At 73.5% G+C, this 11,256-nt stretch carries 10 protein-coding genes; all 10 read right to left on the bottom strand.

The window, feature by feature from the left end; all coding sequences use genetic code 11:
• Positions 1 to 6: 6 nt before the first annotated feature.
• Complete coding sequence (locus OG500_RS32630; protein ID WP_327070434.1) at positions 7 to 462, bottom strand: VOC family protein; 456 nt, start codon at positions 460 to 462, stop codon at positions 7 to 9.
• A gap of 196 nt (positions 463 to 658) precedes the next feature.
• Positions 659 to 1,432 carry a GNAT family N-acetyltransferase gene (locus OG500_RS32635; RefSeq protein WP_329585398.1) on the bottom strand — a complete coding sequence of 258 codons (774 nt, stop codon included), beginning with the start codon at positions 1,430 to 1,432 and terminating at the stop codon, positions 659 to 661.
• 227 nt (positions 1,433 to 1,659) lie between these two features.
• On the bottom strand, positions 1,660 to 2,298 hold the full coding sequence (locus OG500_RS32640; protein ID WP_329585400.1) for a LutC/YkgG family protein: 639 nt from the start codon (positions 2,296 to 2,298) through the stop codon (positions 1,660 to 1,662).
• Entirely contained in the window at positions 2,295 to 3,749 is a 1,455-nt protein-coding gene (locus tag OG500_RS32645) for a LutB/LldF family L-lactate oxidation iron-sulfur protein (RefSeq protein ID WP_329585404.1), read from the bottom strand. The genes OG500_RS32640 and OG500_RS32645 overlap by 4 nt, the downstream gene beginning before the upstream one ends.
• Positions 3,746 to 4,480, bottom strand: coding sequence for a (Fe-S)-binding protein (locus OG500_RS32650; protein ID WP_329585407.1), 735 nt, complete (start codon positions 4,478 to 4,480; stop codon positions 3,746 to 3,748). The genes OG500_RS32645 and OG500_RS32650 overlap by 4 nt, the downstream gene beginning before the upstream one ends.
• Before the next feature lie 213 nt (positions 4,481 to 4,693).
• Positions 4,694 to 5,167 carry a DUF5709 domain-containing protein gene (locus OG500_RS32655; RefSeq protein WP_327070439.1) on the bottom strand — a complete coding sequence of 158 codons (474 nt, stop codon included), beginning with the start codon at positions 5,165 to 5,167 and terminating at the stop codon, positions 4,694 to 4,696.
• 179 nt (positions 5,168 to 5,346) lie between these two features.
• The gene (locus OG500_RS32660; protein ID WP_327070440.1) at positions 5,347 to 6,234 is read right to left on the bottom strand and encodes a TIGR03621 family F420-dependent LLM class oxidoreductase; all 888 of its coding nucleotides are present in this window, start codon (positions 6,232 to 6,234) and stop codon (positions 5,347 to 5,349) included.
• Between the two features lie 7 nt (positions 6,235 to 6,241).
• Positions 6,242 to 9,403 carry a condensation domain-containing protein gene (locus OG500_RS32665; protein WP_329585412.1) on the bottom strand — a complete coding sequence of 1,054 codons (3,162 nt, stop codon included), beginning with the start codon at positions 9,401 to 9,403 and terminating at the stop codon, positions 6,242 to 6,244.
• Positions 9,404 to 9,426: 23 nt separating this feature from the next.
• Entirely contained in the window at positions 9,427 to 11,016 is a 1,590-nt protein-coding gene (locus OG500_RS32670) for an amino acid adenylation domain-containing protein (protein WP_329585415.1), read from the bottom strand.
• 51 nt (positions 11,017 to 11,067) lie between these two features.
• Positions 11,068 to 11,256, bottom strand: a complete 189-nt coding sequence (locus tag OG500_RS32675) for an MbtH family protein (protein WP_327070443.1) — start codon at positions 11,254 to 11,256, stop codon at positions 11,068 to 11,070.

The following is an 11,256-nucleotide window of genomic DNA, read 5'->3' on the forward strand; positions in this document are numbered from 1 at the left end:
TCGCCATCACCCCGCGGCGCAGAACTCGTTGCCCTCCGGGTCGAGCATGATCCACCAGTGGCCGGCCGGGCCCCGGTCGACCTCGCGGAGGCGGGTGGCGCCGAGGGACTCCAGGCGGGCCGCCAGGGGCTCCAGGCCGCCGGGGCCGGCGTGGATGTCGAGGTGGAGGCGGTTCTTGCCGGGCTTGGGCTCGGGGACGTCCTGGAAGAGCAGGCGACGGCCGTGGCCGGTGCCGCTCAGGTCGTCGAACGGGTCCGCGGGGTGGCGGATGGCGGCATGGCCGCGGAAGATGCGGCGGCCGTGGTGCTCGGCGACCGCGTCGTCGCCGATCTGCCCGGCGGCGAGCAGGCGCTCGACGAGCGGGCTCGGGTCCTCCACGGTGTATTCCAGGGCGGCGGCCCAGAAGTCCGCGAGCGCCGGGGCGTTCTGAGTGTCGATGACCAGCTTCCAGTGGAGTGCCATGCGGCAGTTGTACCGGCCGGCACTGACACTGCCGACGACGACGGGGCGCAGCGGCGGTGGGTACCGCCGCTGCGCCCCGCGCGGCTGTTACTGCCAGCCCGTGCCGTAGGTGTTGGAGCTCCACAGCGCGCCGGCCGGGTCGTTGCGGCCCTGGCTGTGGACGACGAAGTTGCCGTCGGACTGCATCCTTTGTCTGTCAGTCCCAGGTCAGATGGATCTCGCGCTCGTAGTCGGCGTACCCGGCGCGCAGGAAGGCCTCGGCCATCGGCTGGTTGCCGACGTCCGTGGTGGCCCGGATGCGGGGAGCGTCGGCGGCGGCCAGGACGCGGGTGCCCTCGGCCAGCAGCTCGTCGATGCAGCCGCGGCCGCGGTGGGCGGGGCGGACGCCGACGTAGGCGATGATCGGGTGGTAGCCGCCCTGGGAGGGGAGCACGAAGCCGACGGGCTCGCCGTCCGCGAGCGTGGCCAGGCGCCACCACTCGCGCGGGCTGGTGTACCGGGCCAGCTCGTCCTCGTAGTGGGCCTCGGCCGCCTGGCGGGGTGTCATGGTCCTCAGGTCCAGCAGGCTGTACGCGTCCAGGGTGCCCGCCAGCACCTCGGTCATCACCGTGAGGAGTTCCTCGGTGTCCTCGAACGGACGGAAGGACAGCCGCCCACTGGGGGCGGGCACCGGTGTGCCGGGACGCCACTCGAAGCGCAGCCGCTCGACGAAGGGCCTCGCGCCGCCGCCCGCCACGATCGCCGTCCGGCCCTCGACCACGCGTCGGGCCACCGGGTCGGTGCGCCAGTCGGCGGGGGCGAAGCGGGTGTAGTTGACCTGGGCGGTGCCGTCGGGGAGGACGGCGGCCCGGGCGGTCTCGAACAGCAGCCGGCCGGTGTCCTGCTCGCCTTCGGCGTAGTCGAGGATGTCGAGCAGGAACGGCGCGTCGTCCTGGCTGCCGCGGCACCACCAGCCGATGCGGGCGAGCACCTGCCCGCCCCGCAGGGCGACCCACAGCCATTCACGGCGGCGGTGGCCGTCGGCGAGGTCCTGGGCGATCTCGTGGTTGAAGACATAGGGGAGCCGGTTGAACAGCTCGACCTCCTGCGGCCCGGCGATCGGGCGCAGGATCAGGTCCTGGGGAACGGGAACCCTCCTCGGGTGGGGGATGCAGGTCGCCTGTTCTACCAGCGGCTTCGAGCGGCGTGCAACGCTATTTACGCCCCGCCGACCAGCAGCACCTCCAGGGTGCGGGGGCCGTGGACGCCCTCCACGCGGTCGAGTTCGATGTCGCTGGTGGCCGAGGGGCCGGAGACGAAGGTCAACGGGCGCCCGGGGTCCAGCCGTTCGAGTGCCTCGGGCAGGTCGCCGGCGATCTGGTCGGCGCGCAGCACGCACAGGTGGTAGTCGGGCACCAGGGTCAGCGCGCGCCGGCCCTGGCCGGGGCCGCCGTCCAGGACCAGGGTGCCGGTCTCCGCGATGCCGACGGCCGCGGTGGAGAGGACGGCGTCGGCGGCATCGAGTAGACGGAGCGTCAGCTCGGGCGGGTCGAAGAGCACGGTGAACGCACCGGCCGGCCGCCAGTGCGCCGGGAAGCCCGCCGGAATCACCACGGTTGCCGCGCCCCGGGCGGTCAGCACCTCGGCCAGCGCGGCCGGTACCTCGCGCTCGGTGTCCACCCGCCGCACCGTCGCCCGGTAGTCGGCCACCCGCTCGGCGAACCGGCCGACCACATCCGCTCCGGCGTGGCTGCGCCGGTACTCGCGCGGGACGGGGACGTCCTCGGGCCGCTCCTCGGCGGGTACGTCCGCGAGGGCGGCGCGGATCCGGGCCAGGACGGTCTCTCGGCTGCTCACTGAGCGCTCTCCTCCTCCGGTCGGGTCCGCTGCCACCAGGCGCGGAAGGACTCGGCCGGCGGCACCGGCAGGTCGCGGGTGTCGGACCAGGCGTGCAGCGGTCCGGGCAGGCGGCCGATCCGGCCCCGCCGCCCGAGCAGCCGTCCGCCCGCCGCACCGGCCTTCTGGGCCAGGCTCAGGCGTTCGGGGGAGGAGAGCACCTCGGTGGCCGCGCGCATCAGCAGCGACTCCATGGTCGGCACCGTCCGCCCGCGTTCGGCGTCCACCGCCCTGGCCCGCAGGTGGACCAGCACCTCGGGGATGTCGATCTTCACGGGGCAGGCGTCGTAGCAGGCGCCGCACAGGGTGGAGGCGAAGGGCAGCGAGTCCGCGTGGCCGGGGCCGGCCAGCTGCGGGGTCAGGATGGCGCCGATCGGCCCGGGGTAGACCGAGCCGTAGGCGTGGCCGCCGGTGCGCTCGTAGACCGGGCAGACGTTGAGGCAGGCCGAGCAGCGGATGCAGCCGAGCGCCTGGCGGCCCACCTGGTCGGCCAGCGTGGCGGTGCGGCCGTTGTCCAGCAGCACCAGGTGGAACGCCGACGGTCCGTCACCCTCGTGCACGCCGGTCCAGGCCGAGGTGTAGGGGTTCATCCGCTCGCCGGTCGCGGAGCGGGGCAGCAGCTGGAGGAAGACCTCCAGGTCGCCGAAGGCGGGCACCACCTTCTCGATGCCCATCACGGTGATCAGCGTCTCGGGCAGCGTCAGGCACATCCGTCCGTTGCCCTCGGACTCCACCACCAGCACCGTGCCGGTCTCGGCCACCGCGAAGTTGGCGCCCGAGACGGCGACCTTGGCGCGCAGGAACCGTTCGCGCAGGTGCCGGCGGGCGGCTTCGGCGAGCGCGCGGGGGTCGTCGGTCAGGTCGGCGGGTGCGTCCGGCATCCTGGTGCGGAAGACCTCGCGGATCTCGGCGCGGCCCAGGTGGATCGCGGGCACCAGGATGTGCGAGGGCCGGTCGTCGGCCAACTGGACGATCAGCTCGGCGAGATCGGTCTCGTGCGCGGTGATGCCCCGGGCGGCGAGCGCCTCGTTGAGGCCGATCTCCTGCGTGGCCATCGACTTGACCTTGACCACCTCGCGCTCGCCGGTGGCCAGGACCAGTTCGGTGACGATCCGGTTGGCCTCGGCGGCGTCGGCCGCCCAGTGCACGGTGCCGCCGGCGGCGCTGACCGATGCCTCCAACTGTTCGAGGTAGCGGGGGAGATGGCGCAGCGTGCGGAGCTTGAGCGCGGCGGCGCTGTCCCGCAGCTGCTCCCAGTCGTCGAGTTCGGCGGCCATCCGCAGGCGCTTGTCGCGGATGGTGCCGGTGGCCTTGCGCAGGTTGCGCCGCATCCGGGTGTCGGCGAGCGCCGTCCGGGCCGCCCGGGGGAAGGCGGGGGTGCCGAGCCAGACCAGTCCTGATCCCCCGCTCATCGCGGATCCTCCTCGGTGGCGGCCAGGATCTCGGCCAGGTGCACGGTGCGCACGCCCGTGCGCAGCCGGCCCAGGCCGCCGCCGATGTGCAGCAGGCAGGAGTTGTCGCCGGCGGTCAGCACCTCGGCCCGGGTGTCCAGCACGTGACGCATCTTGTCGGCCAGCATCGCGGCGGAGACGTCGGGGTTCTTCACCGCGAAGGTGCCGCCGAAACCGCAGCACTCCGTGGCGGCGGGCAGTTCCACCAGCTCGATGCCCTTGACCGCGCGCAGCAGCCGCAGCGGACGCTCGCCGACCCGCAGCAGCCGCAGCGAGTGGCAGGTGGGGTGGTAGGTGACCCGGTGCGGGTAGGAGGCGCCGACGTCGGTGACGCCGAGCACGTCCACCAGGAACTCCGACAGCTCGTAGACCTTCGGCGCCACCTGTGCCACCGCCCGGCGCAGGCCCGGGTCGTCGGCGGCGAGCAGCGGGTGGTGCTCGCGCACCATCGCGGCGCAGGAGCCGGACGGCGTGACCACGGCCTCGTAGCCGGCGAAGGCCTCGGCGAAGCGGCGGACCAGCGGTCGTGCCTCGGCGCGGTAGCCGGTGTTGAACTGCGGCTGCCCGCAACAGGTCTGGCCGAGCGGGAAGTCCACCTGGTGGCCGAGCCGCTCCAGCAGCCGCAGCACGGCCTTGCCGGTCTCGGGGAAGAGCGTGTCGTTGAAGCAGGTGATGAACAGGGCTACCCGCATGGACCCTCCAACCGCATGGGCTCTCCGTTCCCGGGACGGGTGCGGCCCGGGGGCGGTGGGCCCGTGGCGCGCAGCGCAGATCCTTCCACAGCGCGCGGGCGGCGGCAGGCCGAACGGGTGACAGGCGTCCTCGGGAGCCGGGTGACGGGCGTCCTCGGGAGCCCGAGTGACGGCGTCCTTGGGAGGGGCCCTGCGGTGCTGCGCGGGCGGGCCCTACAGCACGCTGTCGCTCTCCTCCGCGATGACGTGCATCGCGGCCTCCTCCGCCGAGGCCGCCGCCCCGTCGATCCCCACGTCCTGGGCGAGCAGGTGGTTCACGCCCAGCTCCGACGTGACCAGCCGCCCGGCCCGCAGGTCGCCGACTTCGCCGTCCACCGGCTCACCGTCGGTGTCGGAGGCGTCACCGATGCCGTCCGTCTCCTCGCCGGGCGGCTGCAGGGCCGGGTCGGGCAGCTCCTTGGCCAGGCGCTGGTCCAGTGACTCGCCGTCCACCTGTTCCTGGGCCGTGGTGCCGATCTGCTCGACGGCCAGGGGCCGCTCGGGCGGCGACCAGCCCTCGTCGTACGGATCGGCCTCGCGGGCACTGAGGGTGTCCTCGGGGTCGAGAATGCCCGTGTCGTCGGTCACCTCGCTGCCATCGGGCTGGTACACGTCATCGCCCATGGCGCGGTCGTCCTCGCGTCCCATCTGTGCACCACTCCCTCCGGCGTCGGCCGGATTCCTGTTCTGCCTGCCTGTTCCAGGCTGGAACACCTGACCCGTCCCGGCACGCCGAGAGCCGGGACGGGCGGGGCAGCGGGCAAAATACCGGGGTCCGTGCGGCGAAACGTCACGGACTGTGCGCAACCGGTCGCCGGGGGCGACCGTCAGCGTCCTGCCAGCAGCGCGATGACCGGCGCGAAGGCGGCCATGTCGCGCTCCTGCACGCTGACGTAGGAGAAGCCGTAGCGCTCGCGGCGGGCCAGCAGGTCGGCCGCGATCTCCTCCGCGGTGCCGATCAGCAGCGTGGGGGCCCGCAGGATCTGCTCGGTGCCGAGGTACGGCAGGCGGCGGCGGGCAGTCGTCGCGGCGGCGCGGCGGTCGTCGGTCACCAGGACGGTCTGGACGAAGACGTTGCGCTCCACCTGCGCGTCGCGCGGACCGGCAGCCGCGGCGAAGAACGCCACCCGCTCGTCCATCGCCTCGGCGTCGATCATCTGCAGGGTGCCGCGGTTCGAACCGGTGGCCAGCACGGCGCCGCTGAACGAGACGATGTCCGCCTGCCGGGCGGCCAGCCGCAGCACCCGGTCGCCGTTGCCGCCGATCAGCAGTGGCGGCGCCTGGGCGGGCCGGGCGAAGCCGATCGCGCGCGGCTCCGCCAGCAGGCCGCGCAGTGCGGCGGCGGTCTCGGCCAGCTGCCCGACGCGGCTGCCCGCGGTGCCCCAGTCCAGGCCGGCCAGCTCGAACTCGGCCTTCACGTAGCCGGTGCCGAGCCCGGCCTCCACCCGGCCCCCGGTCAGCTCGTGCGCGGTCAGCAGGTCGCGGGCCAGCAGCACCGGGTTCCAGAAGGCGCTGTTGAGCACGAAGGTGGTCAGCCGTACCCGCTCGGTGGCCGCGGCCGCCGCCACCATGGCGAGGAACGGGGACTGCACGCCGAGGTGGTCGGGGACGGCGATCACGTCGTAGCCGAGGCGCTCGGCGGTGCGGCAGCTCTCCGACCACTGGCCGGCCCCGCCCGAGGGGACCAGGTTGACGCCGAAGCGGAAGTTTCGCATGGGGGATTCAGCTCGTTTCGGTGGTCTTGGTCGGGCCGGAGTTCCCGGTCGGGTCGGTGCTCCCGGTCGGGCCGGTGCTCCTGCTCGGGCCGGTGTTCGCGGTCGGGTCGAGGGAGAGGACCGGTTGGTCGGCGAGCTGCTGGAAGTGGTTCAGCAGGCCGGCCACCTCTGCGGCCAGCTGCCCCGCGGCCCCGGCCGCGAGGATGCCGCTGCGGTAGGCGAGGGTGCCCAGCAGCCGCCCCTCCTCGCGTGCGTTGAAGGTCACGGTCAGCCCGAACTTGTTGGTCGTCTCGTCCTGCAGGTCGTGATCGAGCGAGGTCAGCCGGGCCGCCCCGAGCGTGCCGGACCAGTCGGCGATGCTGACGTTGTTGAGCATGCAGTCGACGTACGGGGTGCGGCCGGCGGAGCGGGCGGGGCGCAGCCGGCGGACCACCTCGTCGAAGGGCGCGCTCTGGTGCTCGAAGGCCTCGATCGCGCTCTCGCGGGTGGCCCGCAGCAGCTCGGCGAGGGTGGTGCCGGGGGTGCAACGCGAGCGCAGGACGACGGTGTTGAGGCACGGGCCGAGCACCTCGTCGAAGGCACCGCCCGCGCGGTTGGCCACCGGCACGCCGAAGGTGAGGTCGTGCTGCCCCGACCAGCGGTGCAGGGCGGCGGCCAGCGCGGTCGCCTTGACCATGAACTGCGATGCCCGCCACTGCTGTTGCACCGGGAGCAGCCGCTGTGCCAGGTCGCTCGCGAGCGGCAGGGCGGTGCTGCCCGGAGCGAGGGTGGCGGCCCCGTTCAGCCCGAGCGTGCTGGGGGCGCCTGCCAACTGGTCGGCCCAGTACACCAGGTCCGCCGTCGCCTGCACCCGTCCCGCGCCGACCTGCTGGGCGCGGACCAACTCCCGGTACTGGCGCCGCTGCACGGGCTCGGCGGGCTGCGCCCGGTCCTCGCCCACCTGCTGGTAGCAGCTGGTAAGTTCGCGCAGCAGCAGCGGGACCGATTCGCCGTCGAGCACCAGATGGTGGACGCACAGGGCGAGCAGCCGCTCGCCGGAGGGCAGCGTGAACAGGCCCGCCGCGAGCAGCCGTCCGGCGGCCGCATCGAAGCGGTCGGCGGCGCCGTCGCACCACCCGCGCAGCCACTTCCGCTGCTCGGCCGCGGTCGTCGTGCTCGACTCCACCTCCTCCACCTCGGGTTCCCAGGCCGGGCCGACCTCCTGGAAGAGGCGGCCGTCATGGTCGACGAAGCGGGTGCGCAGGATCTCGTGCCGGGTGACCAGCAGGGCGAGGGCGGCACGCAGCCGCTCCGGGTCCAACTCGCCGTCCACGCGCCAGGTGAGCGGGATGTGGTAGCGCGCGTGCTTCGGGTCCAGCCGCTGGGCCAGCCAGATGCCCTCCTGGAAGCCGGCGGCCGGGAACACCTCGCCCCACTCCTCGCCTTCGCTCCCGCTCTCGTCCTCGCCCTGCGTGGGTTCCACCACGGTGACCAAGGGCGCGGCGCCGCGCTGCCGGTCGACGAGTCCGGCGATGTCGACGAGCCTGGGGTGGCTGAACAGGTCGCGGATCGAGATCTCCACGCCCAGGCGCTCGTTGATCCGGGCCAGCAGGGTGGCGGCGATCAGCGAGTGGCCGCCCAGCTCGAAGAACGAGTCCGCGGGCAGCAGGTCCGGCACCCGCAGCACCTCGGTCCAGATCGCGCCGACCTCCGCAATGGTCGCCGCCGCGACGGTGACCGTCGCGAGCTGCTCCGGATCGGCCGGTGCGGCGAGGGCCGGGGCGACGCCCGTGTGGCTGACGGCGGGCAGCAGGGCCAGCGCCTCGGCCAGCGTGCGGTTCGGTGCGGCCACCAGGTCGGCGATCACGGTCAGGTAGTCGCGGGCCAGCGTGTCGGTGGTGGTGCGGTCGACCGAGCCGTCCGAGTTCATCCAGTGCATCCGGAGGCCGCCGCTGCCCTCGGTCATCAGCACGGTGAGACGGAAGTTGGTCACCGTCGTCGGGTCGAGCATCGACACCGAGCAGCGGGTCCCGTCACCCACGAGTTCGAAGGCGCTGACGTCGAATCCGTCCTCGGCGAGGGTGTTCCAGTGCCGGAAGACGACCTGCCGGTTCTGCTCCCGGCGGGCCGGACCGAGCAGGTTCGCGCTGCGCAGGATGGCGGGCAGCGGCAGCGCTCCGTGGCGCAGGCCCGCGCGGATGGTCGCGCGCAGCTCGCGCAGCAGGTCCGCATAGCTGTCCTCGGGGCGGATGCGCTGCCGGAGCGGCAGCGTGTTGACGAAGTAGCCGACCCGCCCCTTCAACTCCGCGTCCGGACGGCCGTGGTAGGGCGTGGAGACGATCAGGTCGGCGCTGCCGGTGTGGTGGTGCAGGGTCACGAAGAAGGCGCCGAGCAGCACGGTGAAGGTGGAGACGCCCAGCTCCACGGCCAGTTCACGCACCCGCTCGGCCAACTCCGGTTCGACGGGGACGGGCCACTTGCTGGCCTCCTCCGCGCCGTCCGCCGCGCCGTCCGCCGCGTCCATCGCGTCCGCCGCATCCGCCGGGTCCGTCGCATCCGGCAGCAGCCGGGGCGCCGACAGCTCGGCCAGCGCCTCGCGCCAGTACGACCGCAGCGGCTCGCCGCTCGCCCCGTCGGCCGCGGCCCGGGAGCGCCGGGCGTGCTCGATCAGCGGCGTGAGGTCGTCCGGCGGCGCCAACTGCTCGCCCGCGTAGGCCCGGCGCAGCTCGTCCAGCAGGACGGTGACCGAGGTGCCGTCCACGGTGATGTGGTGCACCGCGATCAGCAGCACCGTCCAGTCGGGCCCGGTCAGCAGCTCGACCCGGGACAGCGGGCCGGCGGCCAGGTCGAACGGGACGCGGGCCGCTGCCAGGGCCGCCGTGCGCGTGGTGTCCACCTCGCGCACGGTGACCGGCACGGTCTCCTCGGTGGTGCCGGACCAGTCCAGGCACATCATCCCTTCGGCACCGCGCGCCACCCGGGACCGCAACTCGGGGTGGCGTCGCATCAGTTGGGCGACGGCCCGGCGCAGGCGGGGCAGCTCCAACTCGCCGTCGACCACCAGGGCGAGCGAGACGGTGTGCTCCCAGCGGGCGGGGGCTAGCTGCCAGGTCACCCACATCGCCTCCTGGTTGACCGACAGCGGGAGCTGGGTCGCAGGGATCGCCGGGGTCGGCACGGACTGGTCCATCGGATCCTCCTGGGGGCCGTGGGTTAGCGCAGCCGCGCGGCGAGCGCGCGCTTGTCGGTCTTGCCGGCGGGGCTCAGCGGCAGCTCGGGCACGTGGACGAACCGTCCGGGCACCATGAAGGCGGGCAGCGCGGCCCGGGCGTGGCCGGTCAGCCGCTCGGCCAGGCCGGCATCCGGCGCGCCGCCGTCGGGGGCGGTGTAGAAGGCCACCAGCATCTTCTCGCCGACCCGGCTGGTGGTCGGCACCACGACCAGGTCGCCGATGCCGGGGGTGGCGCGCAGCGCCGTCTCGACCTCGCCGATCTCGATCCGGTAGCCGTTGATCTTCACCTGGTCGTCCGCGCGGCCGGCGTACTCCAAGGCGCCGTCGGCGCGGAGCATGACCAGGTCGCCGCTGCGGTAGTAGCGCCGGGGCTCCTGGCCCGGCAGTGCGAGGACCGGGTAGCGCTCGGCGTCGAGCTCCGGCCGGTTCAGGTAGCCGATCGCCAACTGCGGTCCTGCCAGGTAGATTTCGCCGATCTCGCCGGGCTCGGTGAGATCGCCTTCGGGTGTCAGCACGGCCAGCTCGAAGCCGTCCAGCGGCGGACCGATGTTGAGTGCGGGGTCGGCGGATCCCGCGGGGGCGGGGGAGCCGATCGGCACGTCGATCTCGGCGGGCAGCAGCTGACGGCCGGTGGCGAAGACGGTGGTCTCGGTGATCCCGTACACGTTGACGAACGCGGTGTTCGTGCCCAGGACCTGGCGCCACTCACGGACGGCGTCGATATCCGCGACCTCGCCGCCGAAGATCACGTAGCGCAGCGCCTGGGCCGCCTTGGCACCGGCGGTCGAGCCCGCGGCGGTGGCCGCCCGGGAGAGGTAGCGGAAGGCCGAGGTGACCTGGTTGAGCACGGTCACCTGCTCGGCGGCGAGCAGGTCCAGCATCGCCTCGGGGGAGCGGGCCGCCTGGGCGGGGACCACCACGAGCTTGGCGCCGTGGGCAAGAGCGCCCCACAACTCCCCGACGGAGAAGTCGAAGCAGTAGGAGTGGAAGAGCGTCCACACGTCGCTGCTGTCGGTCTCCAGCAGCTGGTCGAAGGCGGCCAGCAGGGCGGTCACGTTGGCGTGCGAGACCTCGACGCCCTTGGGGGTGCCGCTGGAACCCGAGGTGTAGATGACGTAGGCCGGGGCCTGCGGGGACACCTCGACCTCGTCGGCCCGCGGTGCGTCGTCCGCCCAGAGGCCCGGGTCGATCGTGACGACCCGCTTCGCCGCCGGGACGGTGCTGCCGCCGGCGGCGGGGTCCGCGTCGGTCAGCACCAGGTCGACCGAGGCGTCGTCGGCCATGTACTGCACCCGCTCGGCCGGGTAGGCCGGGTCGAGCGGCACATAGGCGCAGCCCGCCTTCAAGGTGGCCAGGATCGCGACCACCACCGCGTTGCCGCGGGCCAGGTGCAGGCCGACCCGGGCGCCGGGGCCGGCCACCTCGCGCAGGATCACCGCCGCCAGCCTGGCGGCCCGCTCGTCGAGCTGACGGTACGTCAACTCCTCGGCGGTGTCGCAGACCGCCGGGGCGCCCGGCCGCAGCGCGGCCTGCTGGGCGAATATCTGGTGAAGGCAGAGTTCTGACTGCATGGAACTTTTCCCACTCCTCGTCGGGGCTGACAGCGTCGGACCGGCCGGGGCTCAGCGCAGGCTGAGCGGACGCAGATCGGTCCAGATCTCCTTGATGCGGGCCAGGCACGCGGCCTTGTCGCCCGTCACGCCGACGCCCTGCCAGCCGGCCGGCAGCTCCCGGCCCTCGGGCCAGAGGGAGTACTGCTCCTCGTGGTTGCGCACCACGAGGTACTGGCGGTCGTCGCCATCCTCGAACAT

Source organism: Kitasatospora sp. NBC_01250 (assembly GCF_036226465.1).
Lineage (GTDB): Bacteria > Actinomycetota > Actinomycetes > Streptomycetales > Streptomycetaceae > Kitasatospora.